The 24,645-nt window shown below is 72.1% G+C and carries 25 protein-coding genes; 21 read left to right on the top strand and 4 right to left on the bottom strand.

Translation table 11 applies throughout. From position 1 onward, the window contains the following. Positions 1-86: 86 nt before the first annotated feature. Entirely contained in the window at positions 87-2,348 is a 2,262-nt protein-coding gene (locus tag DFQ13_RS17665) for a (Fe-S)-binding protein (RefSeq protein WP_110080612.1), read from the bottom strand. Positions 2,349-2,624: 276 nt separating this feature from the next. On the opposite strand from DFQ13_RS17665, the gene DFQ13_RS17660 reads away from it, so the two are divergent. The 6 genes from DFQ13_RS17660 to DFQ13_RS17635 all read left to right on the top strand — a co-directional run bounded on the left by DFQ13_RS17660 (position 2,625) and on the right by DFQ13_RS17635 (position 8,345). After that, positions 2,625-3,197: a TetR/AcrR family transcriptional regulator gene (locus DFQ13_RS17660; RefSeq protein WP_035285448.1), complete on the top strand. Its 573-nt coding sequence runs from the start codon at positions 2,625-2,627 to the stop codon at positions 3,195-3,197. Between the two features lie 184 nt (positions 3,198-3,381). Continuing rightward, entirely contained in the window at positions 3,382-4,104 is a 723-nt protein-coding gene (locus DFQ13_RS17655; protein ID WP_110080611.1) for a DUF4097 family beta strand repeat-containing protein, read from the top strand. A 155-nt stretch (positions 4,105-4,259) separates the two neighbouring features. Further along, positions 4,260-6,107 (top strand): molecular chaperone DnaK, encoded by a 1,848-nt coding sequence (dnaK, locus tag DFQ13_RS17650; RefSeq protein WP_035285451.1) that lies wholly within the window; start codon positions 4,260-4,262, stop codon positions 6,105-6,107. Continuing rightward, complete coding sequence (gene grpE, locus DFQ13_RS17645; RefSeq protein WP_110080610.1) at positions 6,104-6,721, top strand: nucleotide exchange factor GrpE; 618 nt, start codon at positions 6,104-6,106, stop codon at positions 6,719-6,721. The genes dnaK and grpE overlap by 4 nt, the downstream gene beginning before the upstream one ends. 20 nt (positions 6,722-6,741) lie before the next feature. Next, positions 6,742-7,923 (top strand): molecular chaperone DnaJ, encoded by a 1,182-nt coding sequence (gene dnaJ, locus DFQ13_RS17640; RefSeq protein ID WP_110080609.1) that lies wholly within the window; start codon positions 6,742-6,744, stop codon positions 7,921-7,923. After that, on the top strand, positions 7,920-8,345 hold the full coding sequence (locus DFQ13_RS17635) for a heat shock protein transcriptional repressor HspR (RefSeq protein ID WP_035283745.1): 426 nt from the start codon (positions 7,920-7,922) through the stop codon (positions 8,343-8,345). Before dnaJ ends, DFQ13_RS17635 begins: the two co-directional genes overlap by 4 nt. A gap of 643 nt (positions 8,346-8,988) precedes the next feature. Here the strand turns inward: DFQ13_RS17635 and DFQ13_RS17630 are convergent. Then, positions 8,989-10,170, bottom strand: coding sequence for an FAD-binding oxidoreductase (locus DFQ13_RS17630; protein WP_233438465.1), 1,182 nt, complete (start codon positions 10,168-10,170; stop codon positions 8,989-8,991). Positions 10,171-10,352: 182 nt separating this feature from the next. Between DFQ13_RS17630 and DFQ13_RS17625 the strand changes: the two genes are divergently transcribed. The 12 genes from DFQ13_RS17625 (at position 10,353) to DFQ13_RS17575 (ending at position 20,961) form a co-directional block, all read left to right on the top strand. Then, positions 10,353-10,802: a MarR family winged helix-turn-helix transcriptional regulator gene (locus DFQ13_RS17625; protein ID WP_035277958.1), complete on the top strand. Its 450-nt coding sequence runs from the start codon at positions 10,353-10,355 to the stop codon at positions 10,800-10,802. Between the two features lie 273 nt (positions 10,803-11,075). Further along, entirely contained in the window at positions 11,076-13,664 is a 2,589-nt protein-coding gene (gene clpB, locus DFQ13_RS17620; RefSeq protein WP_110080608.1) for an ATP-dependent chaperone ClpB, read from the top strand. Positions 13,665-13,816: 152 nt separating this feature from the next. After that, the gene (locus DFQ13_RS17615) at positions 13,817-14,599 is read left to right on the top strand and encodes a type III secretion system chaperone family protein (RefSeq protein ID WP_233438464.1); all 783 of its coding nucleotides are present in this window, start codon (positions 13,817-13,819) and stop codon (positions 14,597-14,599) included. Positions 14,600-14,639: 40 nt separating this feature from the next. Further along, positions 14,640-15,419 (top strand): SDR family NAD(P)-dependent oxidoreductase, encoded by a 780-nt coding sequence (locus DFQ13_RS17610; RefSeq protein ID WP_035283164.1) that lies wholly within the window; start codon positions 14,640-14,642, stop codon positions 15,417-15,419. 78 nt (positions 15,420-15,497) lie between these two features. Beyond that, complete coding sequence (locus tag DFQ13_RS17605) at positions 15,498-16,463, top strand: phospholipid scramblase-related protein (RefSeq protein ID WP_110080607.1); 966 nt, start codon at positions 15,498-15,500, stop codon at positions 16,461-16,463. 14 nt (positions 16,464-16,477) lie between these two features. Beyond that, positions 16,478-17,065: an orotate phosphoribosyltransferase gene (gene pyrE, locus DFQ13_RS17600; RefSeq protein ID WP_110080606.1), complete on the top strand. Its 588-nt coding sequence runs from the start codon at positions 16,478-16,480 to the stop codon at positions 17,063-17,065. Positions 17,066-17,150: 85 nt separating this feature from the next. Beyond that, on the top strand, positions 17,151-17,528 hold the full coding sequence (locus DFQ13_RS17595; protein WP_110080605.1) for a DUF2784 domain-containing protein: 378 nt from the start codon (positions 17,151-17,153) through the stop codon (positions 17,526-17,528). Continuing rightward, on the top strand, positions 17,525-18,172 hold the full coding sequence (locus DFQ13_RS17590) for a TrmH family RNA methyltransferase (RefSeq protein WP_110080604.1): 648 nt from the start codon (positions 17,525-17,527) through the stop codon (positions 18,170-18,172). Before DFQ13_RS17595 ends, DFQ13_RS17590 begins: the two co-directional genes overlap by 4 nt. Before the next feature lie 85 nt (positions 18,173-18,257). After that, positions 18,258-19,370: a glycoside hydrolase family 76 protein gene (locus DFQ13_RS17585; RefSeq protein ID WP_110080603.1), complete on the top strand. Its 1,113-nt coding sequence runs from the start codon at positions 18,258-18,260 to the stop codon at positions 19,368-19,370. Positions 19,371-19,380: 10 nt separating this feature from the next. After that, a complete protein-coding gene (locus tag DFQ13_RS17580) occupies positions 19,381-20,136 on the top strand; it encodes an SDR family oxidoreductase (RefSeq protein ID WP_110080602.1) in 756 nt (251 codons plus the stop codon). Positions 20,137-20,227: 91 nt separating this feature from the next. Then, positions 20,228-20,401, top strand: coding sequence for a hypothetical protein (locus DFQ13_RS33900; RefSeq protein WP_181400032.1), 174 nt, complete (start codon positions 20,228-20,230; stop codon positions 20,399-20,401). An 86-nt stretch (positions 20,402-20,487) separates the two neighbouring features. Continuing rightward, positions 20,488-20,961: an SRPBCC family protein gene (locus tag DFQ13_RS17575; protein ID WP_110080817.1), complete on the top strand. Its 474-nt coding sequence runs from the start codon at positions 20,488-20,490 to the stop codon at positions 20,959-20,961. 121 nt (positions 20,962-21,082) lie between these two features. On the opposite strand, the gene DFQ13_RS17570 is transcribed toward DFQ13_RS17575, so the two are convergent. After that, complete coding sequence (locus DFQ13_RS17570; protein ID WP_110080816.1) at positions 21,083-22,117, bottom strand: LacI family DNA-binding transcriptional regulator; 1,035 nt, start codon at positions 22,115-22,117, stop codon at positions 21,083-21,085. Between the two features lie 77 nt (positions 22,118-22,194). Here DFQ13_RS17570 and DFQ13_RS17565 point away from each other — a divergent pair, with 77 nt between their 5' ends. Both DFQ13_RS17565 and DFQ13_RS17560 read left to right on the top strand, forming a co-directional pair. Next, on the top strand, positions 22,195-22,809 hold the full coding sequence (locus tag DFQ13_RS17565; protein WP_110080601.1) for a nucleoside/nucleotide kinase family protein: 615 nt from the start codon (positions 22,195-22,197) through the stop codon (positions 22,807-22,809). A gap of 80 nt (positions 22,810-22,889) precedes the next feature. Then, positions 22,890-23,273: a VOC family protein gene (locus tag DFQ13_RS17560; protein WP_035283172.1), complete on the top strand. Its 384-nt coding sequence runs from the start codon at positions 22,890-22,892 to the stop codon at positions 23,271-23,273. A gap of 7 nt (positions 23,274-23,280) precedes the next feature. Here DFQ13_RS17560 and DFQ13_RS17555 read toward each other — a convergent pair whose 3' ends face one another. Next, positions 23,281-23,856 (bottom strand): DedA family protein, encoded by a 576-nt coding sequence (locus tag DFQ13_RS17555; protein ID WP_084175640.1) that lies wholly within the window; start codon positions 23,854-23,856, stop codon positions 23,281-23,283. A 179-nt stretch (positions 23,857-24,035) separates the two neighbouring features. Between DFQ13_RS17555 and DFQ13_RS17550 the strand changes: the two genes are divergently transcribed. After that, positions 24,036-24,599: an ABC transporter ATP-binding protein gene (locus DFQ13_RS17550; protein WP_110080600.1), complete on the top strand. Its 564-nt coding sequence runs from the start codon at positions 24,036-24,038 to the stop codon at positions 24,597-24,599. Positions 24,600-24,645: the final 46 nt, after the last annotated feature.

The raw sequence follows: 24,645 nt of genomic DNA, 5'->3' as shown, positions 1-24,645 counted from the left end.
TCGCGGAACTGTCATCCCACATTGCGAACACCCGGAAATGCGGAAGGGGCCGCGACCAGCAGGTCGCGGCCCCTTCTCGGGTCAGGTCAGTTGCCCGCGGTGGGCGACTTGTCCTCGTCCGGCAGCGGCGTGCCGGTGCCCACCTCGTCGGTCGGGGTGTCAGCGGGCTCGGTCTGGCCCCGCTTGACCGCGGCGAGCAGCAACTGCGCCACGTCCACCACCTCGACGTGCTCACCGGCCGCGCCGTCGGCCTGGCGGGCGGTGACGCCGTCGGTCAGCATCACCCGGCAGAACGGGCAACCCGTGGCGATCTTCGACGGCGCGGTGCCCAGCGCCTCGTCGACCCGGTCCAGGTTGATCCGCTTGCCGATCCGCTCCTCCATCCACATCCGGGCGCCACCGGCGCCGCAGCACATGGAGCGCTCCTCGTGCCGCGGCATCTCCCGCAGCTTCGCCCCGGACGCGCCGACCAGCTCGCGCGGTGCCTCGTAGACCTTGTTGTGGCGGCCCAGGTAGCACGGGTCGTGGTAGGTGACGTCCTCGGCGACCTTGGCCACCGGCACCAGGCGCCGCTCGCGCACCAGCTTGTTCAGGAGCTGCGTGTGGTGCACGACCTCGTACTTGCCGCCGAGCTGCGGGTACTCGTTCGCCAGCGTGTTGAAGCAGTGCGCGCAGGTCACCACGACCTTGCGCTTGCCCGCCTCGCGGCCCTCGAAGACGGTGTTGATGACCTCGACGTTCTGCTGGGCCAGCATCTGGAACAGGAACTCGTTGCCCGCGCGCCGCGCCGGGTCACCGGTGCAGGTCTCCTCGGAGCCGAGGACCACGTACTTCACGTCCGCGGTGTGCAGCAGTTCGGCGACGGCCCGGGTGGTCTTCTTCGCCCGGTCCTCGAACGCGCCCGCGCAGCCGACCCAGAACAGGTACTCGGTGTCGTCGCTCAGCTCGCCCTCGAACACCGGGACCTCGAAGTCCAGCTCCTCGGTCCAGGCCAGCCGGTCCTTGGCGTTCTGGCCCCAGGGGTTGCCCTTGTTCTCCAGGTTCTTGAACATGCCGCCCAGCTCGGACGGGAAGTTCGACTCGATCAGCACCTGGTAGCGGCGCATGTCGACGATGTGGTCGACGTGCTCGATGTCCACCGGGCACTGCTCGACGCAGGCCCCGCAGGTGGTGCACGACCACAGCACCTCGGGGTCGATGACGCCCAGTTCGTCCACGCCGCCGATCAGCGGCCGCTCGGCCTCGGCCAGCGCCAGCACGTCGATGCCCGCGTGCGGGTTGTCGCCGGTGAGGCCGATCTCCTCGCCCATCATGTCCTTCTTGCCACCGGCGAGGAGGTAGGGCGCCTTGGCGTAGGCGTGGTCGCGCAGTTGGGTGATGACCAGCTTGGGCGAGAGCGGCTTGCCGGTGTTCCACGCGGGGCACTGCGACTGGCAGCGGCCGCACTCGGTGCAGGTGGTGAAGTCCAGCCAGCCCTTCCAGGTGAAGTCCTCGACCTTGCCCGCGCCGAAGACGTCCTTCTCCGGGTCGGCCTCCTCGAAGTCGAGCGGCTTGCCGTCGGACATCATCGGCTTGAGGGCGCCCAGCGCCACCCCGCCGTCGGCCTCGCGCTTGAAGTAGATGTTGAAGAACGCGCTGAACCGGTGCCAGGCCACGCCCATCGTCATGTACTTGGCGACGACGTAGACCCAGACCATCGCGCCCATGAGCTTGATGAACGCCAGCGCGGAGACCAGGTTCGGGCTGGCGGGCAGGATCTCGCCGAGCGGGTTGGACACGAACGCGGCCCAGGTGGGCAGCTCGTGCGCGCCGAGCGCGGCCTTGCCCGCGCGGACGCCGAGGATGCCGATGCCCTCGAAGATCACCACGGCCTCGACGAAGTACGCCTGCCAGAAGTTCGAGCCCTGGAAGCGCGACTGGCGGTCGGCCCGGCGCGGGTGGTTGCGCTGGCGGATGACCACCAGCGCGATCCCGCCGATGATGGTGGCCACGCCCAGCAGCTCCATCAGCAGGTGCCACAGGTTCCAGTGGTCCAGGATCGGCCAGCCCCAGGTCGGGACGAACACCTCGCCGTAGGCCTCGAACAGCGCCGCGGAGCCGATCAGGAAGCCCCACATCACCAGCCAGTGCGCCCAGCCGACGTGCCGGAACTTGTTCATCCGCGTGTGCGCGGCGAACTCGGTGATCAGCGTCTTCATCCTGGGCACGAACGGGCCGTTGCGGGTCGGGTCGGGCTGCCCCAACTGGACGACCTTCACCATTCGCAGGATCGTGCGAACGAACATGCTCCAGGCCACGAGACTGACCGCGACGGCGATCAGACCGAGGATTAGCTGCACGGCACCCATGCTGTGGTGACCTTCCGTCAGTCGGTTTGGAGCGAGACCCTACGCCTTCTTACTCGCCAGTAACCAGGTAAGCGAAGCCTAAGTCGGACAAGTGTGGCGCAGACCTCCGCACTACCTGGACGATCGTCCAGGTAACTTGGCGGTCATGTCCGCGTTCATCTTGCTGGTCCCCGCCCCCGACGGCGAGGCGACGGGCGCGCAGGGGCGGAAATTGTCACCCCGGTGCGGCGGAATTGTGCCTCCCGCACTGGTCAGCGCCCCTGGACCCGGTCGCCGGTGAGCACCGCCTACCGCCGCGTCGACGGCCGCCGCGCCCGCGGCGACCGCAGGCGGACCGAGATCGTCGAGGCCGCGCTCCGGGTGATCGAGCGCGACGGGGTCGCGGGCGTCACCCACCGCACCGTCGCCGCCGAGGCCGGGGTGCCGCCCGCGTCGCTCACCTACCACTTCGCCTCCCTGGACGACCTGGTCGTCGGCACCCTCACCTGGTCGGCCGAGCGGATGGCCACCCGCATCCGGGACGGGATCGAGTCCAGCCGGATCAAGGGCCGCAGCCAGGCGGGCGCGGTCGCCGAGACGCTCGCCGAGGCCCTCGGGCCGCAGCGCGGCCGCACCATGGCCGAGTACGAGCTGTACCTGCTGGCCGCCCGCCGCCCGGCCCTGCGCCCGGCCGCCCGCCAGTGGCTCGACGTGCTCACCAGCCTCGGCCGCCAGCCCGACGAGGTCGGGTTCCGGGCCTTCCTCGCCGGGGTCGACGGCATCCTGCTCCAGGGCCTGATCGACGACGACCCGCCGACCGCGGCCGAGCTGCTCCCGGTGGTCGAGCACCTGCTGGAACCGCTGCGCTGACCGGGTTCGGGTCGTCCCGGTCCACAGGGGACGCTCCACCCCGAACGGAGCAGGTGGGACGGCCGCCCGCCGCCGACCGGAGGTAGGGGCAACCTCAGGGACGGGTCGGGGGTCTCCCTGATGGCTCGCGGCACCGGTGGTCAATAGCGTTCCGGCTGTCGGGTTGCCGCAGGAGGGGGACGGAATGGGTCGGCGGGTGGTGGCGGTGCTCTTGGCCGTCGGGGTGGGTGGCGTGCTCAGCGGGGTGCTCACCGGGTGCGGGGCGTTCCAGCAGGAGACGTTCTCCGACGACGCGAAGGTGGAGCAGGCGGTACGAGGGGTCCGCCTGGACACCGACTCCGGGTCGGTCCGGATCAGCGTCGGGAAGACCGCGAGCGTGCACCGCGACGTCGGCTACCGCAGCAGCAGGCCGGGGTCGACGTTCCGGGTCGAGGGGGACGAGCTGGTGCTCTCGGGGTGCGGGGAGCGCAACTGCTGGGTCGACTACACCGTCGTCGTGCCCGAGGGGGTGCGGGTGCTCGGGGAGTCGTCGTCGGGGGACGTCGAGGTCCGGGGGGCCGCGGCGGTCGACGTGCGGTCCTCGTCCGGGTCGGTGACCGTGCGGGAGGTCGGGGGGCCGGTCCGGGTGGCCGCGAGTTCCGGCTCGGTCGAGCTGGTCGACACCGGGGACACCGTGGCGGTGGAGGCCGACTCGGGGGACATCACCATCCGGGCGGCCAAAGCGGCCGGGGTCGCCGCGCGCGCCTCCAGCGGGTCGATCCAGGTCACCGTGCCGCGCGGGGCGTACCGGGTGTCGGCCAAGAGCGACAGCGGCGAGGTGGACAACCGGGTCGGCGACGACCTGGGGGCGGCGAACCACCTCGACCTCGACGCGAACTCCGGGGACATCACCATCGGCTTCGCCTGACAAGAGAACAGTGAGAGCCAGGTCACCCCGGGAACAACTTCCCGGGGTGCCTCGTTGTGGGAGTCAGGAAGGTTGAGCGGGTCCGACTCAAGTCTCAAACCTGAGCCCGGTACGCTCAACCCGACAGACACCACAGGGTCAAGCAGGAGGAAATCATGGCGCGTGCGGTCGGCATCGACCTGGGGACGACCAACTCCGTCGTCGCCGTCCTCGAGGGCGGTGAACCGACGGTCATCGCCAACTCGGAGGGCTCGCGGACGACCCCGTCCATCGTGGCGTTCGCCAAGAACGGCGAGGTGCTGGTCGGACAGCCCGCGAAGAACCAGGCCGTGACCAACGTGGACCGCACGGTCCGCTCGGTCAAGCGGCACATCGGCACGGACTGGAAGACCGAGCTCGACGGCAAGGACTACACCGCGCAGGAGATCTCCGCGCGGGTGCTCATGAAGCTCAAGCGCGACGCCGAGTCGTACCTGGGCGAGACCATCACCGACGCGGTGATCACCGTCCCCGCCTACTTCGAGGACGCCCAGCGCCAGGCCACCAAGGAGGCCGGGCAGATCGCCGGCCTCAACGTGCTGCGGATCGTGAACGAGCCGACCGCGGCCGCGCTGGCCTACGGGCTGGACAAGGGCGGCGCCAAGGAGCAGACCATCCTGGTCTTCGACCTCGGCGGCGGCACCTTCGACGTGTCGCTGCTGGAGATCGGCGACGGCGTCGTGGAGGTCCGCTCGACCTCCGGTGACAACCACCTCGGCGGCGACGACTGGGACCAGCGGATCGTCGACTGGCTGGTGGACAAGTTCAAGTCCTCCAGCGGCATCGACCTCACCAAGGACAAGATGGCGCTGCAGCGCATCCGCGAGGCCGCTGAGAAGGCGAAGATCGAGCTGTCCAGCTCGAACAGCGCCAACATCAACCTGCCCTACATCACCGTCGACGCGGACAAGAACCCGCTGTTCCTCGACGAGAACCTCACCAGGGCCGAGTTCCAGCGCATCACCTCCGACCTGCTCGACCGCACCCGCACCCCGTTCAACAACGTGGTGAAGGACGCGGGCGTGTCCATCGGCGAGATCGACCACGTGGTGCTCGTGGGTGGTTCCACCCGCATGCCCGCCGTCGCCGAGCTGGTCAAGGAGCTGACCGGCGGCCGCGAGGCCAACAAGGGCGTCAACCCGGACGAGGTCGTGGCCATCGGCGCCGCGCTGCAGGCCGGTGTGCTCAAGGGCGAGGTCAAGGACGTCCTGCTGCTCGACGTGACCCCGCTGTCGCTGGGCATCGAGACCAAGGGCGGGGTGTTCACCAAGCTCATCGAGCGCAACACCACCATCCCGACCAAGCGCTCGGAGATCTTCTCCACCGCCGACGACAACCAGACCACCGTGGGCATCCAGGTGTTCCAGGGTGAGCGCGACTTCGCCGCGGACAACAAGAAGCTGGGCACCTTCGACCTGACCGGTCTGCCGCCCGCCCCCCGGGGCGTGCCGCAGATCGAGGTCACCTTCGACATCGACGCGAACGGCATCGTGCACGTCAACGCGAAGGACCTGGGCACCGGCAAGGAGCAGTCGATGACCATCACCGGCGGCTCGGCGCTGCCCAAGGAGGACATCGACCGGATGGTCAAGGACGCCGAGGCGCACGCCGAGGAGGACCAGAAGCGCCGCGAGGAGGCCGACGTCCGCAACCAGGCTGAGACCCTCGTCTACCAGACGGAGAAGTTCGTCAAGGACAACGAGGACAAGCTCCCGGCCGAGGCCAAGGACAAGGTCAACGCCGCGATCGCCGAGGCCACCGAGGCGCTCAAGGGCACCGACATCGCCGCGATCAAGTCGGCGATGGAGAAGCTGAGCACCGAGTCGCAGGCCATGGGCTCCGCGCTCTACGCCAACACCGGGGCCGACGCCGCCGCGGGTGCCGAGGGCGCCCCGGCCGACGCCAAGCCCGAGGACGACGTGGTGGACGCCGAGATCGTCGACGAGGACAAGGACAAGAAGTGACCGACAAGCACAGCGACGAGACCTCCGCCGAGGAGCCTCAGGTTGTGCGCGAGGGCGGGGTGGTCGAGGAGCCCTCGACCACCCACGCCCCGTCCGAACCCGAGGGCGGCGCCGAGGTCATCTCGGGCGAGGTCGTCATCGAGGAACCGGCGGCGGAGATCGACCCGGCCGCCGAGGTCAAGGCCCAGCTCGACGAGCGCACCGCCGACCTGCAGCGCCTGCAGGCCGAGTACGCCAACTACCGCAAGCGCGTCGAGCGCGACCGGGAGTCGGTCGTCGCGGGCGCCAAGGCCCAGGTCGTGGTCGAGTTCCTCTCGGTGCTCGACGACGTCGAGCGGGCCGAGGCGCACGGCGACCTGACCGGCGCGTTCAAGGCGGTCGCCGACAAGTTCAGCGCGGTCCTCACCAAGACCGGGCTGGAGGCCTTCGGGCACGAGGGCGAGCCGTTCGACCCGTCCGTGCACGAGGCGGTGCAGCACAGCACCTCCCCGGAGGTCGACGGGCCGACGGTCACCGGCGTGCTCCGCCGGGGTTACCGCTTCGGCGACCGGGTCGTGCGCGCCGCGCTCGTCGCGGTGACCGACGCCGAGCCGACTCCCGCCTCGGCGGACTGAACGGAAGGAGGGGACGTCCGGTGAGTGCCAGGGACTGGATCGACAAGGACTTCTATCGCGAGCTGGGCGTCTCCTCCGACGCCGGGGACGCCGAGATCAAGAAGGCGTACCGCAAGCTCGCCCGCGAACTGCACCCCGACGCCAACCCGGGCAACGACAAGGCCGAGGCGCGGTTCAAGGCCGTGTCCGAGGCCTACGGCGTGCTCGGCGACGCGGAGAAGCGCAAGCAGTACGACGAGGCCCGCTCCATGTTCGGCGCGGGCGGTTTCCGCGGCGGCTTCGGCGGCGGCGCGGGCGGTGGCCCGGGGTCGTTCAGCGACATCTTCGGCCAGGCCGCGGGCGGCGGTGCCGGTGCCGGCGCGGGCGGCGGGTTCGGCGACATGCTGGGCAACCTGTTCGGCCGCGGCCGCGGTGCCGCCACCACGCCCCGCGCCCGCCGCGGCGCGGACGTGGAGACCGAGGTCCGCATCGACTTCCTGGAGGCGGTCAAGGGCGCGACGGTGCCGCTGCGCCTGTCCAGCCCGACGACCTGCGAGACCTGCGCCGGTTCCGGTGCCCGCCCGGGCACCACCCCGCGCACCTGCGCCACCTGCGGCGGCGTGGGCCTGCTCAGCCGCAGCCAGGGCGCCTTCGCCTTCAGCGAGCCCTGCCGCGACTGCCGCGGCACCGGCCGCATCGTCGACGACCCCTGCCCGGAGTGCGCGGGCGACGGCGTCAGCACCAAGACCCGCACCCTCACCGTCCGCATCCCCGCGGGCGTCGAGGACGACCAGCGCATCCGCCTGTCCGGCCAGGGCGAACCCGGCTCCAACGGGGCGGCGGCGGGCGACCTGTACGTCCGCGTCCACGTCACCCCGCACCCGGTCTTCGGCCGCGACGGCAACAACCTCACCCTCAAGGTCCCGGTGACCTTCGCCGAACTGGCCCTGGGCACCACCCTCACGGTGCCCACCCTGGAAGGCGTCGTCACCGCCCGCGTCGCCCCCGGCACCCCCTCCGGCCGGGTGTTACGGGTCCGCGGCAAGGGCGTCGCCAAGCGCGACGGCAACACCGGCGACCTCCTGGTCACCCTCCAGGTCTCCGTCCCCGCCAAACTGGACGACGCGGCCACCACGGCCCTGCAGTCGTACGCGGAGGCCACCAAGCAGCACGACCCCCGACCCGAGCTGACCGCCATGGTGGAGAAGGCGAGGCAGTCGTGAACCCGTTCCTCCCGGGAGCCGACGAGGACACCCCCGTCTTCGTCATCTCGGTCGCCGCCCAGCTCTCCGGCCTGCACGCGCAAACCCTGCGCAGCTACGACCGCATGGGCCTGGTCTCCCCCGGCCGCACCTCCGGCGGCGGCCGCCGGTACTCGGTCCGCGACATCGCCCTCCTCCGCGAGGTCCAACGCCTCTCCCAGGAGGCGGGGGTCAACCTCGCGGGCATCAAGCGCATCATCGAACTGGAGAACGAGGTCGACGCCCTGCGCACCAGGGTCGCCGAGCTGACCGAGGAACTGGCCCACGTGCACGCGGTCGCCGAACAGGCCGCGGCCGCCATCCACAAGTCCTACCGCCACGACCTCGTCCCGGTCCGCCAGGAAACCGCCCTGGTCGTCTGGCGCCCCCAGCCGCGCCGCTGACGCTCGACGCACCCCGGAACGGGCAGGTCCACACCGGACCTGCCCGTTGCGCTGTCCCCACCCGGCCTGGGTTCCACTGCGGCGCAACCCATTCGGCCACGCCGAGGTCCGACAGTTGCTCGCCACCCACGCCGACAACTCGCCGACAGCCTCGGCACCTGCCGGGCCACCGAATCCACCTTCTCGCAAAGCCATGTCCGCATGTCGAGCCGGCAGGCTGCACCCAGGAGGGTTTGACGCGAGCCCTGCACGTCGATCGCAGCACGGTGCGTCGCTGGAAAACCAGAGATCAACTGCCTGCGCACCCTCCCCCGTGCGCCCGACTTCGGACTTGTTCCCCTCCAACCTCAGCCCAAGCGGACGCCATACCTCTGGGCAGCTTCTCGGTGGGGTGTGCCGCCGAAGGCGGGGGCTGGGCGATGCGCGCGGAAGGGCCTGTGCGGCCTCGCCAACCTGGCCGTGCCCCGGGGGCGACCCGATGACGCGCTGAGCATGGCCGAGATGGCCTTGGTGCGCTCCGAACGGGTCGACGCGGCACTTCGGCGGCTGCGTCAGGCGTGCGTCCCGCACGCCCGACGGCCGGGGGTTCGCGAGTTGGGCGAACGCGTCGCACCGGTTGTGGGGCAGCGCGCGTGAGCGGGGGTCAGTCCCAGTCGAAGGGGTCGTAGGTGATGTGGTCCTGGGGGGCGCCGTTGATCAGGAGGCGGGAGACCGTGGCCCGGATCATCGCGGGGCTGCCGGAGACCAGGATGTCGCAGTCGTCCCAGGTGCCGTAGTGGGTGACGACGTCGGCGAGGGTGCCGTGTTCGGCGGCTTGGACGTCCGGTTCGTTCTCCAGGACCGGGATGACCGTCAGCCAGGGGTTGGTGACCGCGATGTTCTGCAGGTGGGCGAGGTCGTAGAGGTCTTCGCGGACGCGGCCGCCGGTGAACAGGTGGACGTGCGGGTTCTGGCCCCACTGGGCCAGTTCCTCGATGATCGCGCGCAGGGGGGCGATGCCGGTGCCGCCCGCGATCATCAGCACGTCCCGGTCGGAGGTGCGGTCCACCGCCAGGTGGCCCATGGGGGCGCCGATCTTCCACTCGTCGCCGAGTTGGGCGTGGGCGACCAGGGAGCGGCTGACCCAGCCGCCGTCGACGGCGCGGACGTGGAACTCCAGGACGCCCTCGTCGTCCGGGGCGTTGGCCGGGGAGAGGTTGCGCCAGAGGCGGGGGCGCTGCGGGACCTCCACGCTGACGTACTGGCCCGGGCGGTAGGGCACCGGTGAGGACGGCAGGACCCGGATCACCGCCAGGTCCCAGCCGATCCGCTCGTGCTCGACGACCTCCGCGGTGCGGTAGCCGGGTTCGTGGTCGTCCTCGGCCGCCGCTTCGAGCATGGCGCGGGCCACGATCGTGTAGGCCTCGGCCCAGGCCCGCTGCACGTCGTCGGTCCAGGCGGGGCCGGAGTACTCGCGGACGGCGTGGATGAGGGCGGTGCCGACGGCCTCGTAGTGGTCGCTGCGGGCGCCGAACTTGCGGTGGTCGCGGCCGAGTTCACGCAGGTACGGGACCAGGTCGTCAGGGCGGTCGACCAGCTGCATGACGTGCACCAGGGCGCGCGGCAGCCGGGACCGCTGCACCTCCATGTTGATCGGGAACATCTCCCTGGCGCTGGGCGAGATGTTGAACAGGTTGGCGTGGAAGGACCGGGTGACCTCGTCCAGGTGCGCCTCGGCCAGCGCGAAGCTCTCCCGGACCAGGCGCACCATGGCGCTGACCGCGGTCGGGGACTCCGCCCGCGGGCGGGAGGTCGGGATGGGGCTCAGATCGCCGTCGGCTGGCATGGTCGGGGGCGCACTCCACCTCTCGGGCGGTCCCTGGGGCGGCACCAGGCTACTGGAGGTGTCACCCCGGGGAGGCCGGAGAACGGTCGGTTGGGCCTCTCGGGGGCGACCCGGTCCGCCCGGCGGGCGGGGCGGACCGCCGCTGCGGTTAGGTTTCTCCCGAGCGCGACGAAAGGGACACGGTGACCGAGGGGCCGACGGGCGGGCGCGAGGACGCCGCCCAGGATCTTGAGCGGGAGCTGTCGAAGCTGTTCGGCCGCGCCCGCAGCGTGTCGCTGTCCCTGGCCGCCCGGGTGCACCCCGGCCTCGACGGCGCCTCGTACGCGCTGCTGCTGCACCTGAGCGACATCGGCCCGGTCCGCGCGGCCGACGTGGTGGAGCGCACCGGGCTGGACAAGTCGACGGTGAGCAGGCAGATCGCCCGGCTGGAGGAGCTGGACCTGGTGGAGCGGGTGGCCGACCCCTCCGACGGGCGGGCCCGGCTGGTGCAGCTCACGGTGACCGGCGCGTCCCGGCTGCACGAGATCCGCTCGCACCGGCGGGCGCAGTTGCGGGCCCAACTGGGCCAGTGGTCGACCGGGGACATCCGCGAGTTCTCCCGGCTGCTCGGCAAGCTCAACCTCGACCTCTAGGACCTGGTCACCACCCACACGGCCGGGTTGTGGACAGTTGCGCACAGCCCTGTGGACAACCACCTGGGGATTGTGGACAAGTGGATTACCGCTGTGGACAAAGTCCTTACGACATGTGGGTGACCACTCGGACGAGTGGTTTCGGAGCGCAGTCACGCCACGCTGTGTGAGTGTCGGGAGGGCGCTTCCCCAACTTTTTCAGGGTTGAGCGGAACACGCTCAACTTTTCTGACGTTGTACCGGTCGACAACGCGACGTGGGACCGAGGTGGAGATGGACGCGTTCAACCCGACGACCAAGACCCAGCAGGCGATCTCGACGGCCGCCCAGGCCGCCGCGACCGCGGGCAACCCCGACATCCGGCCGGTGCACCTGCTCGGCGCCCTGCTCGCGCAGGCCGACGGGCTGACCGCACCGTTGCTGACCGCCGTCGGCGTGGACCCGGACGTGGTCGGCAAGGAGCTGGAGCCGATCGCGCGGGCGCTGCCCGCGGCCACCGGCGCGACCGTGTCGCAGCCGCAGCTCTCCCAGGAGGCGCTGCGCGCGATCACGCACGCGCAGAAGCTGGCGACCGACCGCGGCGACGAGTACGTCTCCACCGAGCACGTGCTGGTCGGCCTGGCCGCCGAGGGCGGTGACGTCGCCGACCTGCTGCGCCGCCACGGCGCCACCGCGGAGGCGCTGACCGAGGCGTTCACCAAGGTCCGCGGCTCCGCCAGGGTCACCAGCCCGGACCCCGAGGGCACCTACCAGGCGCTGGAGAAGTACGGCGTCGACCTCACCGAGCGGGCCCGCAAGGGCGAGCTGGACCCGGTGATCGGCCGCGACGCCGAGATCCGCCGGGTGGTGCAGGTGCTGTCGCGGCGCACCAAGAACAACCCGGTGCTCATCGGCGAGCCCGGCGTCGGCAAGACCGCCATCGTCGAGGGCCTGGCCCAGCGGATCATCGCCGGGGACGTGCCCGAGTCGCTGCGCGGCAAGCGCGTCGTCTCCCTCGACCTGGGGTCGATGGTGGCCGGGGCGAAGTTCCGCGGCGAGTTCGAGGAGCGGCTCAAGGCCGTGCTCAAGGAGATCACCGACTCCGCGGGCCAGGTCGTGACCTTCATCGACGAGCTGCACACCATCGTCGGCGCGGGCGCCACCGGCGAGGGCGCCATGGACGCGGGCAACATGATCAAGCCGATGCTGGCCCGCGGCGAGCTGCGGATGGTGGGCGCGACCACGCTCGACGAGTACCGCGGGCACATCGAGAAGGACCCCGCCCTGGAGCGCCGCTTCCAGCAGGTGCTGGTCGGCGAGCCCACGGTGGAGGACACCATCGGCATCCTGCGCGGGCTCAAGGAGCGCTACGAGGTGCACCACGGCGTGCGCATCACCGACAGCGCCCTGGTCGCCGCCGCCACCCTGTCCGACCGCTACATCACCGCCCGGTTCCTGCCGGACAAGGCCATCGACTTGGTCGACGAGGCCGCCTCCCGGCTGCGGATGGAGATCGACTCGCGGCCGGTGGAGATCGACGAGGTGGAGCGCGCCGTGCGCCGCCTGGAGATCGAGGAGATGGCGCTGGCCAAGGAGGCCGACGCCGCCTCCAGGGACCGGCTGGCCGCGCTGCGCGCCGAGCTGGCCGAGAAGCGCGAGTCGCTGGCCGGGCTGACCGCCCGCTGGCAGAACGAGAAGGGGTCGATCGACAAGGTCCGCGAGCTCAAGGAGCAACTGGAGTCGCTGCGCGGTGAGTCCGAGCGGGCCGAGCGCGACGGCGACCTGGGCCGGGCCGCGGAGCTGCGCTACGGCCGCATCCCGGCGCTGGAGAAGGACCTGGCCGCCGCGACCGCCAACACCGCGGTCACCGAGGGCGTGATGCTCAAGGAGGAGGTCGGCTCCGACGACGTCGCCGAGGTGGTGGCGGCGTGGACCGGCATCCCGGCGGGCCGGATGCTGGAGGGCGAGACGCAGAAGCTGCTGCGGATGGAGGAGGCGCTGGCGGGCCGGGTGGTCGGGCAGGCCGAGGCGGTGCGGGTGGTGTCCGACGCCGTCCGCCGCACCCGCGCCGGGGTGGCCGACCCGGACCGCCCCACCGGGTCGTTCCTGTTCCTGGGCCCGACCGGCGTGGGCAAGACCGAGCTGGCCAAGGCGCTGGCGGAGTTCCTGTTCGACGACGAGCGGGCGATGATCCGCATCGACATGAGCGAGTACTCCGAGAAGCACTCGGTGGCCAGGCTCGTCGGGGCGCCCCCCGGGTACGTCGGCTACGACCAGGGCGGGCAGCTCACCGAGTCGGTGCGCCGCCGCCCGTACAGCGTGGTGCTGCTCGACGAGGTGGAGAAGGCCCACCCGGACGTCTTCGACGTGCTGCTCCAGGTGCTCGACGACGGCAGGCTCACCGACGGGCAGGGCCGCACGGTGGACTTCCGCAACACCATCCTGGTGCTCACCTCCAACCTCGGCTCGCAGGCGATCACCGACCCGGCGCTGGACGACCGCGGCCGCCACGACGCGGTGATGGCCGTGGTGCAGCGGCACTTCAAGCCGGAGTTCCTCAACCGCCTCGACGACGTGGTGGTGTTCCACTCGCTGGCGACCGAGGAGCTGACCTCGATCGTCGACATCCAGGTGGCCAAGCTCGGCCGCAGGCTGGCCCAGCGCAGGCTGACCCTGTCGGTGACCCCGGCGGCCCGCGACTGGCTCGCGCTGAACGGGTTCGACCCCGTCTACGGCGCCCGCCCGCTGCGGCGGCTGGTGTCCTCGGCGATCGGCGACCAGCTCGCCAAGCAGCTTCTCGCCGGTGAGGTCCGCGACGGCGACACGGTCGCGGTGGACATCACCGACGACTCGTCCGGGCTGGTGGTGTCCCGGGCGCGGTAGCGGTTACCCGGGAGCCGGGCGGTGGACCCCGCCCGGCTCCCGGGCGTGTCCCGGGCGCGTCTGCCCCCGTCGCAGGGGAAGTTCGTGCGATCGGGGGGCGCGGCGCGGGGCCGTGATCTTGAACCCGGCGCTGTGGCGACTACTCTGCCCGTGTGGGTATCCCCGCTTGGGTGTGGTTCGTCATCGCGGTCGTCGCGTTCATCGCAGGCGGCGGCTTCCTGCTGCGCGACCGGGCGCTGCTGACGTCCAGAAACCGGGAACGCCGGAGGTGGGCGGGCCTGCGCGGCTGGCAGTTCGCCGAGACCGACCCGCTGCTGCCGAAGAAGTGGTCCGGTGGCGCGGTCGCCTACTACGGCGACGGCGTGGCCCGCGACGTGGTGGCCGGGTCGACGTTCACCGCCGACGGCAGGCGCAAGGTGTTCGTCTTCGACCTGGAGGCCGGTGGGCGGGTGAACACGGTGATCGCCGCCGTGCAGACCCGCAAGGTGCACCCGGTGGTGGTCGAGCTGTGGGTGCCGAGCACGCCGTTCCAGCGCGAGCACATGCCGGAGCTGCTGGGCCCGGTCGGGCAGCGGTACGCGTTCGTGTCCGACATCTCCGGGGCCCGCGCGCTGATCACCCCGGACCTGGTGGACGCCACCGAGGAGATCGGCCGCGACATCGCCGTGGCCTGGATCGAGGACGGGTGGGTGCTCGCCGCCGCCCCGCCGAACTCCAGCCCGTCGCGGCTGGAGCGGCTGCTGCGCGGCATCGGCGAGATCGCCGACGTGGTCGACCCGTTCGACGCCGAGGCCGAGCCCGCGGGCGGGGCACGGCCCGAGCAGGCCGGGGCGGAGCGGGTCGAGGCCGAGGCCGAGGAGAGCAGGGGTGAGCAGGTCAGGGGTGAGCAGGTGAAGGCCGCGCCGGAGCCGGTCGCGGACGCCAAGGACGCCTGATCTTCTTCCGGTCCCGGTTACCAGTGAGTAGCGTGGCCCCATGCCCACCGCGCTCATCACCGGTGCCACCGCTGGCATCGGCGCCGCCTTCGCCCGCAGGCTCGCCGCAGACGGCTACGACCTGGTCATCGTCGCCCGCACCGCCGACCGGCTGAAGGCCGTCGCGCTGGAGCTGGCCGAGACCCACGGCGTGCGCGTGCAGGCCATGACCGCCGACCTGACCACCACCCGCGCCCGCAAGCGCGTGGAGGCCCGGCTCGCCGACCAGGACAAGCCGGTCGACCTGCTGGTCAACAACGCCGGGTTCGGCACCCGAGGCGCCTTCGCCGAGGCCGACCCGGACTGGTTGCAGAACCAGCTCGACCTCAACGTCACCACCGTGATGCGCCTCACCAGGGCCGCGCTGCCCGGGATGCTGGCCCGCGCCCACGGCGGCATCATCAACGTCTCCAGCGTCGCGGGCTTCTTCCCCGGCACCGGCCCCTCCTACGGGGCCACCAAGGCCTACGTCACGGCGCTATCGGAGGGCCTGGCCACGAACCTGGCGGGCACCGGTGTCCGGGTCGTCGCCCTGGTCCCGGGCTTCACCCACACCGAGTTCCACGACCGCGCGGGCGACGACATGACCGACCTGCCGGACTTCCTGTGGCTCGACGCGGACCGGGTGGTCGCCGACTGCCTCGCCGACCTGGCCGGTGGCCGCAGCCGCTCGGTCCCGGGCAGGCAGTACAAGGCCATCGTCGCCATCGGCAAGCTCCTGCCCGCGGGCCTGCTCCGGTTGATCGAGAAGCGCGCCGCCGCGGGCCGCAACCGGGGGTAGCGGTAGCGGTCCGCTCACCCACCGCGAAGGCGCGGATTCCCAGGTCCGACCGGCCGCGGCGGAGTTAGGCTGCCGCGCATGACGAACCCGCAGCCCGGGTGGTACCCGGATCGCCCCGGCAGCCCGACCCTCCGGTACTGGGACGGCTCCCAGTGGACCAGCCACACCCAGCCCGCCCCGCAGCAGGCCCCCGGCCAGCCGCAGCACCCCGGCAGGCAGTTCGGCGGGCAGCCGCACCAGCAGCAACCGGGTCAGCAGTACGGGGGCCAGCAGCACCCCGGCCAGCAGTACGCGGGGCAGCCGGGTCAGCAGTACGCCCCGGGGCAGCAGCAGCAGCGCAGCGACGCCTCCGCGTGGGAGCTGTCGCTCGACGGCGCGCACGACCCGAACAAGATCCGCGACCAGCAGCGCCGGGCGGGCGTCGGCCAGGTCGGGCAGGGCGGCGGGACGCTGTTCACCGAGCCGGTGCTGGTGGTGAACCAGAAGGTCAAGCTGATCGAGATGTCCAACGAGTACACCGTGTTCGACCAGCACGGGTCGCAGGTCGGCGCGGTGGCGCAGGTGGGGCAGGGCGCGTTCCGCAAGGCCGTGCGGTTCCTCTCCAGCTACGACCAGTTCCTGACCCACCGCTTCGAGGTGCGCGACGCGCACGGCAACAACCAGCTCCTGCTGACCCGCCCGGCGAAGTTCATCAAGTCGAAGATGATCGTGACCAGGCCGGACGGCGCGCCGGTCGGCGAGATCGCCCAGGAGAACGCGATCGGCAAGATCCGGTTCGGGTTCCTCGTCGACGGGCAGAAGATCGGCGGCATCCAGGCCGAGAACTGGCGCGCCTGGAACTTCTCCATCACCGACAACACCGGCCAGGAGGTCGCCAGGATCACCAAGACCTGGGAGGGCTTCGCCAAGACCATGTTCACCACGGCGGACAACTACGTGCTGCAGATCCACCGGCAGCTCCCCGACCCGCTGCTGAGCCTGGTCGTGGCGTCCGCGCTCACCGTCGACACCGCCCTCAAGCAGGACAGCCGAGGCTTCGGCTGATCCGGCCGGGCGGCATGAGAGGGTGTGCACCTGTGCGAACTCCTGTTGACGCCTCGGTCCGGTCTGAGCTGGCGAGACTCGTAAGTGAGCTGGCCGTGGTGCACGGCCGGGTGACCCTGTCCTCCGGCGAGGAGGCCGACTACTACGTCGACCTGCGCAGGGCGACCCTGCACCACGCCGCCGCCCCCCTCATCGGGAAGCTGCTGCGCGGCCTCACCGCCGACTGGGACTACGTCGCCGCGGGCGGCCTGACCCTCGGCGCCGACCCGGTGGCGGTGGCGATGATGCACGCCGCCGCGGCGGCCGGTGAGGTGCTCGACGCGTTCGTGGTGCGCAAGGACGCCAAGTCCCACGGCATGCGCAGGCGGATCGAGGGCATCGAGGTCGCGGGCCAGCGGGTCCTCGCCGTCGAGGACACCTCGACCACCGGCGGCAGCGTGCTGACCGCCGTGGACGCGCTGACCGAGGCCGGGGCGACGGTCGTCGGCGTGGTCACCGTCGTCGACCGGGGCACCGGGGCCAGGGAGGCGATCGAGGCGCGCGGGCTGCCGTACCGGTACCTGCTGGACCTCGCGGATCTCGGTTTGGTCAAAGGTGACTGACCAGTAGGAATTCCGGTGGGAAGACCCCGGCCCCGGGATACGGTGGAGGCATCCGCCGGACACCCGGCGGCCGGGGAGGTGCCGCATGATCGCGCTGCTCGTCGACGTGACGGTGGTCGTGCACTTCGCCGCCCTGATCTTCATCGGGTTCGGCGGCTTCCTGGCCTGGCACTGGCCGAAGGCGATCTTCGTGCACGTGTTCTTCGCGGCCTGGGGCGTCATCGTCAACGTGACCCCGCTGCCCTGCCCGCTGACGACCCTGGAGAACCACCTCCGCCACCGGCAGGGCCTGGGCGACCTGCCCGGCGGCTTCAACGAGTACTACGTCTTCGGGCCGATCATCCCCGACGGCTATGGTCAGTACGTGGCTTTCGTGGCGGTGGCGGTGCTGGTGGTGTCCTACGCGGGCGCGTTCACGCGCTGGCGGAGCAGGCGGAGCCCGCTGGTCTCCGCCGCGAAGTGAGCGAACAGGGCCCCACCGAGTGGGTGTTCGGCGAACCGGTCGGCGTGGGGCCGTGGCCGGGTGAGCTCCCCGACGACCCGCGCTACGACCCGGTGCTGCTGGCCGAGGGCGACCGGCGCAACGTCGTCGACGCCTACCGGTACTGGCGGCGCGACGCCGTGGTCGCCGACCTCGACCGGCGCAGGCACGACTTCCACGTGGCCATCGAGAACTTCCAGCACGACCACAACATCGGCACCGTCGTGCGCACCGCCAACGCGTTCACCGCGAAGGCCGTGCACATCGTCGGCCGCAGGCGGTGGAACCGGCGCGGCGCCATGGTGACCGACCGCTACCAGCACGTCGAACACCACCCCACGGTGGAATCGCTGCTGACCTTCGCCGACGCCGAGGGCCTGGCCGTGGTCGGGGTGGACAACACCCCGGGGTCCACACCGATCGAGCGCACCCCGCTGCCCCGGCGCTGCGTGCTGGTCTTCGGCCAGGAGGGACCCGGCCTCAGCGAGGACGCCCGCAAGGGCGCCGACGTGCTGGTCTCCATCGCCCAGTTCGGCTCCACCCGGTCCATCAACGCCGGTGTCGCGGCGGGCATCGTCATGCACTCCTGGGTCCGCGAGCACGCCGACCTCGACGCCGCCTGGTGACCGCTCGACCGCCGGTCGACCCCGACAGGGTGAATCCGGCCGGTCGGCCGGGCGGACCCGCCGCCGCAGCGGCGACCATCGGGGGATGAGCCGGTACGCCCGGGGCGCGGTGGCGCCCACCCTGTGGGCCGCGCGCGCCGGTGTCGCCGAGCGCGCCGTCCGAGACCGGCACCTGCGGCGGGTCTGGGGCCTGCCCGGCACCGCGCTCGGCCGCGCCGCCTGGCCGCCAGGACCGGGGCAGCGCCTGTTCACCGAGTGGAACTACTGGTGGCAGGCGCACCTGCTGGACTGCCTGGTCGACGCGCAGCTCCGGGACCCGGCGCCGGACCGGGCCCGGGTCGTGCGGCAGTTGGTCCGCGGCATCCGGGTGCGCAACCTGGGGAGCTGGACCAACTCCTACTACGACGACGTGGCGTGGCTCGGCCTCGCGCTGCTGCGCGCCTCCGACCACCTCGGCCTCGACACCGGGGCCGCCGTCGCCCGGATCACCGAGCAGTTGCGCGCGGGCTGGACCGACCACGGCGGCGGCGGCATCTGGTGGCGCCGCGGCGACACGTTCAAGAACGTCCCGGCCAACGGTCCGGCGGCGATCCTGCTCGCCCGCGCCCACCGCGCCCCGACCGGCGGCGACCGCGCCGACCGGCAGCGCGCCCGCTCCATGACCAACTGGATGACCCGCGCCCTGCGCGACCCCCGCACCGGCCTGCTCTTCGACGGCCTGCACGTGGCCCCCGACGGCTCGATCACCGACGTCACCCGCGTCTTCTACAGCTACTGCCAGGGCGTCTACCTGGGCGCCTGCGTCGAACTCGGCGCCCACGACCCGGGCGGCGGCTGGCTCGAACGGGCCGTCGACGTCGTGTACGCCACCGCCGGGCACCTCGCCCCCGCCGGGGTCATCGCCGCCACCGCGGGGGGCGACGGCGGCCTGTTCGCGGGCATCCTCACCCGCTACCTCGCCCTCGCCGTGCCCCACCTCCCCACGGACGCCGCGGACGTGGCCCGCGGTCTCGTGCTCGCCTCCGCCGACGCCGCGTGGCGCAACCGGACCGTCGCGCCCGGCGGCCCGGTGTTCCCGGCCGATTGGGCGCGGCCCGCCGACCAGCCCGACGCGCACCGGCCGGAGCGGGCGCTGTCGGTCCAGCTCTCCGGCTGGATGGTGCTGGAAGCCGCCGCCCGCCTGGAAAGGCCCGCCTAGACTCCGGCGGATGGGTACCGGGACGGGTGTGGTCGTGGTGACCGGTGGCGGTCGGGGCATCGGCGCGGCCACCTGCGCGCGGCTGGCGCGGGACGGGTTCGACGTGGTGGTCGACTACGCGCGCGACGCCGCCGCGGCCGAGCGGGTGGTCGCCGAGGTGCGCGCCACCGGTCGGGAAGCCGTTGCGGTGCGCGGGGACGTGGCCGACGAGGACGACGTGGCCCACCTGTTCGACGTGGCCCAGGAGCTGGGTCGGCTGACCGCCGTCGTCGCCAACGCGGGCATCACCGGCAACACACCGGGGCGGCTCGACGAGCAGGACGTGGCGACCGTGCGGCGCGTGCTCGACGTCAACGTGGTCGGGGTTTTCCTGTGCGCCAGGGAAGCCGTGCGCCGGATGTCCACTCGGTACGGTGGGGCGGGCGGTTCGGTCGTCACCGTCTCCTCCACCGCGGCCGGGCGCGGGTCGCCCGGGGAGTGGGTGCACTACGCCGCGAGCAAGGCCGCCGTGGAGGTGTTGACCAAGGGGCTGGCCGCGGAGGTCGGGCGCGAGGGGGTGCGGGTCAACTGCGTCGCGCCCGGGATCGTCCACTCCGAACTGCACGCGGCGGCGGGCATGCCCGACCGGCCGGAGCGGTTCGCCGCCAGGGTGCCGCTGGGTCGTGCCGGTCAGCCCGAGGAGGTGGCCGACGCGGTGTCGTGGCTGCTCGGGCCCGGGGCGTCCTTCGTGACCGGGGCCGTCGTCGCGGTGTCCGGTGGGTTCTGAATGCCCCGATCGGTGGTGTGTGACCGGTGCGGTGGCTGGGTACATCGCGGGACAACGGAGTCGAGGACGACCAGCGGAGAGGAGAACCGCCATGGCAGACGGCTTGGTGCTGCAGGGCGAGATCGAGACGGACCTGTCGGCGGAGGTGCGCAGGCGCGCGGCGCGGACGGTCGCGTCGGTGGCCACCGACGCGCGCGAGTGCGCCGAACTCCTGTCCATGCTCGGGCTCGCGCCGAACGAGGGCGCGGCCGAGCGCGCGGCGTGAATGGCGCGGCGTGAATGGTTGAGTCCCGGATGACCGGGTAAGTCCCAGTAGACCGTTTGAACCGGCAGACCGAGGAGATGTTCGCGTTGAGCACGATCACCGAATCCGTCGATGTAACCGTTCCGGTGACCACGGCGTACAACCAGTGGACCCAGTTCGAGTCCTTCCCCCACTTCATGGAGGGCGTCGAGCGCATCGACCAGCTCGACGACCGCCACACCCACTGGGTGACCAAGATCGGTGGGGTGACGCGGGAGTTCGACGCCACCATCACCGAGCAGATCCCGGACGAGCGGGTGGCGTGGAAGTCCGACTCCGGGCCCGACCACGCGGGTGTCATCACCTTCCACCGGCTCGACGAGCGCACCACGCGGGTCACCGCGCAGATGGACATCGACCCGGAGGGCTTCGCCGAGAACGTGGCCGACAAGCTCGGCCTCATCGACAGCCGGGTCAAGGCCGACATGAAGCGCTTCAAGGGTTTCATCGAGGAGCGCGGCGGCAAGGAGACCGGTGCCTGGCGCGGCGAGGTCGAGCGCCCGGGCCAGCTCCCCACCTGATCGGCACCCGGGGCTGACCGGAGCGGGATTCCGGTCGGCGCGGGTGGTCCCGAACGGGCCACAGTGAAAACGCAGGGCTTCGGCCCTGCGTTTCGCTGTTCCCAGTGCCCGCCGCGCCCGGTCACAACTCGGCGAAACCCGCCCCGGGGACCGCGGTGGGCGCCGGGGCCGGGCAGCCGCAGGAACCGCGGTGGTTGAGCACCGGCGGCAGCAGGACCGTTTCCGGCGGCCGTTCGCCGTCGTCGAGGCGGGCCAGCAGCAGGCGGACCGCGGTGCGGCCGATCTCGTCCACCGGGTGCGCCATGGTGGTGATCCCCGGGGGCACCAGCTCCGCCCAGTCCACCTCGTCGTGCCCGACGATCGCCAGGTCGCGGCCGACCTCCAGGCGGTGCGCCCGCGCCTCGCGGTAGGCGCCCGCGGTCATCGCCCCGTTGCCGGTGATGACCGCCGTCGGCCGCTCCGGGACGGTGAGCAGCCTGCGCAGCGCCAGCACCCCGTCCTGCGGGGACGCGCCGCCGCCCGCGACCAGGTTCGAGTCCCAGCGCAGGCCCGCCCGGCCCAGCCCCAGCCGGTAGCCCAGGGTGCGCTCCTCGCTGGCGCCCATCCACTCCACGCCGCTGATGAACCCGATCCGGCGGTGCCCGGCCTCGGCCAGGTGCGACACCAGCGCCGAGGTGGACTGGATGTTCTCCGCCCCCACCTGGTCCAGCTTGATCTTGTGCGACACCCGGTCCACCAGCACCGCGGGCACCCCCGTGCGCGCCAGCATCTCCAGCGTCGCGGTGTCGCCGGGGGCGGGGGTCAGCAGCATCCCGTCGACCCGGCGGGCCTGGAGCTTGCGCACCGCAGCCCGCTCGCCGTCCTCGGAGTCCAGGGTGTCGCCGAGCAGCACCTGGTAGCCGGCGGCGGTGGCCTCCGCCTCGATGGCGTGCACGAGCTGCGCCAGGTGCGGGTTGGCCAGCAGCGACATGGCCACGCCGATCGACCTGGTGCCGCCGGTGACCAGCGACCGGGCGATCGCGTTGCCGGTGTACCCGGTCTCCTCGATGGCCGCCCGCACCCGTTCGAGCGTCGACTTGGCCACCGGCCTGGTCTCGTTGACCACGTGTGAGACCGTGCTGATGGACACACCGGCCAGCTTGGCGACGTCTTCCATGGTGGCCACGGCTGGGTCACCTCCCTCAGCAGACGGCAAACGCTTGCGTCAACCCTACTCACCCGAATGGAGTTCCCGTGCGGCGGGAGTGGACCTTCTCCGAGTTGCTGGACCGGGCCGCCGCCCTCGCCACCGGCCCCCGGCGGGTCCTGGGGATCTGCGGGGCGCCCGGCGCGGGCAAGTCGACCCTGGCCGCCCGCCTGGTGACCGCCCTGGGCGGGCGGGCCGCGCTGGTCGGCATGGACGGCTTCCACCTCGCCCAGGCCGAACTCGACCGGCTCGGCCGCGCCGAGCGCAAGGGCGCCCCGGACACCTTCGACGCGGACGGCTACGCCGACCTGCTCCGCAGGTTGCGGACCAGCACCGACGCGGTCGTCTACGCGCCCGAGTTCCGCCGCGAGGTCGAGGAGCCGATCGCCTGCGCCGTGCCGGTCCCCTGTGAGGTTCCCCTCGTGGTCACCGAGGGGAACTACCTGCTGCTCTGGCCCGCGGTCCGGCCGCTGCTCGACGAGGTCTGGTACCTCGACCCGGACCCCGGCGTCCGCCGCCAGCGCCTCTACCAGCGCCATCGCGCCTTCGGGCGGACCGAGGACCAGGCGCGGGAGCGAACGGACGGATCGGACGAAACGAACGCCCGGCTGGTCGGGGGCACCGCCGCCGCGGCGGATCTCGTCCTGCGAAAGATCCAGTAACGCTCGTGCCGAGCGTCGCCCCGCTCGGGCATCATGACCAATGACCCGCCCCCGAACGGGTCAAGGAAGGACGGTCGGCGATGCCCGCTCTCACCGGCGCGCACCATGTCGCCCTCACGGTGACCGACGTGGACCGCAGCGTTCCCTGGTACGAACGCGTCCTCGGCTTCACCACCGAGGGCCGCGAGGACGACGAGGGCGACCAGGGCCTGCGGAAGGTGTTCCTGCACGGCTTCGGCATGACCCTCACCCTGGTCCAGCACCCCGGCGCCGAGCGCGCGGCGTTCGACGAGTGCAGGCCGGGCCTGGACCACCTGACGCTGCCGCTGGCCGACCCGGCCGCCCTCGCCACCTGGGCGCGGCGGCTCACCGACCTCGGCGTCTCCTTCACCGCCCCGGACGACTCCCCCACCCTGTCGCTGCGCGACCCGGACGGCATCCAGCTCGTCCTCGCCGCGGGCTGAGGCGGGCTCACTCGGCCAGGGACACCTCTTCGGCGGGCTTGCGCAGCTCCCGGCGGTACCGCCGGATGCCCCACGCGGTGCCCCCGACGAAGAACGCCACGCTGGCCACCACCGCCACCGTCTTCAGCCACGGGAGCTGGTCGAGCAGCCCGGCCGCGTAGTACCCGCCGAGCACCAGGATCGGCACCCAGGCGAGCCCGCCCACGAACGTGGCCAGCGCGAACCGCCTCGGGTCCATCCGCGCCGCACCGGCCACCAGCGGGGCCAGGGTGCGGACCCACGGCAGCCACCTGGCGACCACGATGGCGAAGAAGCCGCGCTGGTCCAGGAAGTCGCGGGCGCGTTCCAGCCGCTCCGGGTTGAGCACCTTGCCGCCGCGCCGGGCGATGATCGCGTGCCCGGTCTTGGCGCCGATGAAGTACCCGGTCTGGTTGCCCGCGACGGCGGTCAGCGTGGCCGCCAGCGACAGCCACCACGCCTGGTGCTCGTGGTGGTGCTGGGCCAGGACCACCCCGGCGGCGAACAGCAGCGAGTCGCCGGGCAGGAACAACCCGACGATGAACGCGCACTCGGTGAACACCATCCCCAGCACGATGGCCCACACGAGCGCCGGGCCTGCGGATTCGAGCCAGTCGAAGATGAAGTCCACGGCCCCAGGCTACGTCCGCCCGCCCGCCGGGCCAGTCGATGCCGCACAGTTTCATCGAGCCGTGGCCCCCGGGTCACCAGGAACTTCCTCGTGCTCACCCGCGTTCACCGCCTGTGATCGAAGGGCGGGGACTGGGGGTCCGGTTCGGTGAGCGGTGGCTGTTCCGCGGGCTCGACCTGGACGTGCCCGGCGGCACCTGCGTGGTGCTGACCGGGGACAACGGGTCCGGCAAGTCGACGCTGCTGCGCTGCCTGTACGGGGCGCAGGAGCTGACCGAGGGCGTCGTGACCGTCAACGGCGGGGCACCGGACGAGCGGCACGCGGACTTCCGCCGGGGCGTGTCGGTCCTGTTCGACGACTCCACCCTGTTCGACGCGCTGACCCCGCGCCAACACCTCGACCTGGTGGGCGTGGACGTCGACCCCGACCTGCCGGACGACCCCGCGTACACGCTGTCCAGCGGGCAGCGGCGCAGGCTGCTGCTGCTCGGCGCGATCCACCGCGAGCACCGGGTCCTGCTGCTCGACGAACCCGAGCGCGCCCTCGACGCCGGGCGCCGCCGCTGGCTGGCCGGGCTGGTCGAGGGCGCCAAGGGGCGCGGGTCGGCCGTGGTCATCGCCTCGCACGACCCGCTGCTGGCCGGACTGGTGGCCGACCACGTCGTCGACCTGGGGTGAAGCGCCGGCCCGGGCCCGCCTGCCGCGAGCCCGGGGTCCTGGTCCT

Origin of the sequence: Actinokineospora spheciospongiae (genome assembly GCF_003182415.1) — a bacterium.
Classification (GTDB): Bacteria; Actinomycetota; Actinomycetes; order Mycobacteriales; family Pseudonocardiaceae; genus Actinokineospora; species Actinokineospora spheciospongiae.
The sequence above is the reverse complement of the archived record's forward strand: the minus strand, read 5'-3'. Positions and strand labels throughout refer to the sequence as shown.

Excerpts from the sequence above, each read along its gene's own strand:
- DFQ13_RS17585 (WP_110080603.1), top strand. The coding sequence starts at position 18,258 with ATGAGCCGGTACGCCCGGGGCGCGGTGGCGCCCACCCTGTGGGCCGCG.
- DFQ13_RS17595 (WP_110080605.1), top strand. The coding sequence starts at position 17,151 with ATGATCGCGCTGCTCGTCGACGTGACGGTGGTCGTGCACTTCGCCGCC.
- DFQ13_RS17605 (WP_110080607.1), top strand. The coding sequence starts at position 15,498 with ATGACGAACCCGCAGCCCGGGTGGTACCCGGATCGCCCCGGCAGCCCG.
- DFQ13_RS17655 (WP_110080611.1), top strand. The coding sequence starts at position 3,382 with ATGGGTCGGCGGGTGGTGGCGGTGCTCTTGGCCGTCGGGGTGGGTGGC.
- dnaK (WP_035285451.1), top strand. The coding sequence starts at position 4,260 with ATGGCGCGTGCGGTCGGCATCGACCTGGGGACGACCAACTCCGTCGTC.
- DFQ13_RS17555 (WP_084175640.1), bottom strand. The coding sequence starts at position 23,856 with ATGGTGTTCACCGAGTGCGCGTTCATCGTCGGGTTGTTCCTGCCCGGC.
- DFQ13_RS33900 (WP_181400032.1), top strand. The coding sequence starts at position 20,228 with ATGGCAGACGGCTTGGTGCTGCAGGGCGAGATCGAGACGGACCTGTCG.
- DFQ13_RS17580 (WP_110080602.1), top strand. The coding sequence starts at position 19,381 with ATGGGTACCGGGACGGGTGTGGTCGTGGTGACCGGTGGCGGTCGGGGC.
- DFQ13_RS17630 (WP_233438465.1), bottom strand. The coding sequence starts at position 10,170 with ATGCCAGCCGACGGCGATCTGAGCCCCATCCCGACCTCCCGCCCGCGG.
- DFQ13_RS17570 (WP_110080816.1), bottom strand. The coding sequence starts at position 22,117 with ATGGAAGACGTCGCCAAGCTGGCCGGTGTGTCCATCAGCACGGTCTCA.
- DFQ13_RS17665 (WP_110080612.1), bottom strand. The coding sequence starts at position 2,348 with ATGGGTGCCGTGCAGCTAATCCTCGGTCTGATCGCCGTCGCGGTCAGT.
- clpB (WP_110080608.1), top strand. The coding sequence starts at position 11,076 with ATGGACGCGTTCAACCCGACGACCAAGACCCAGCAGGCGATCTCGACG.
- pyrE (WP_110080606.1), top strand. The coding sequence starts at position 16,478 with ATGAGAGGGTGTGCACCTGTGCGAACTCCTGTTGACGCCTCGGTCCGG.
- DFQ13_RS17560 (WP_035283172.1), top strand. The coding sequence starts at position 22,890 with ATGCCCGCTCTCACCGGCGCGCACCATGTCGCCCTCACGGTGACCGAC.
- DFQ13_RS17610 (WP_035283164.1), top strand. The coding sequence starts at position 14,640 with ATGCCCACCGCGCTCATCACCGGTGCCACCGCTGGCATCGGCGCCGCC.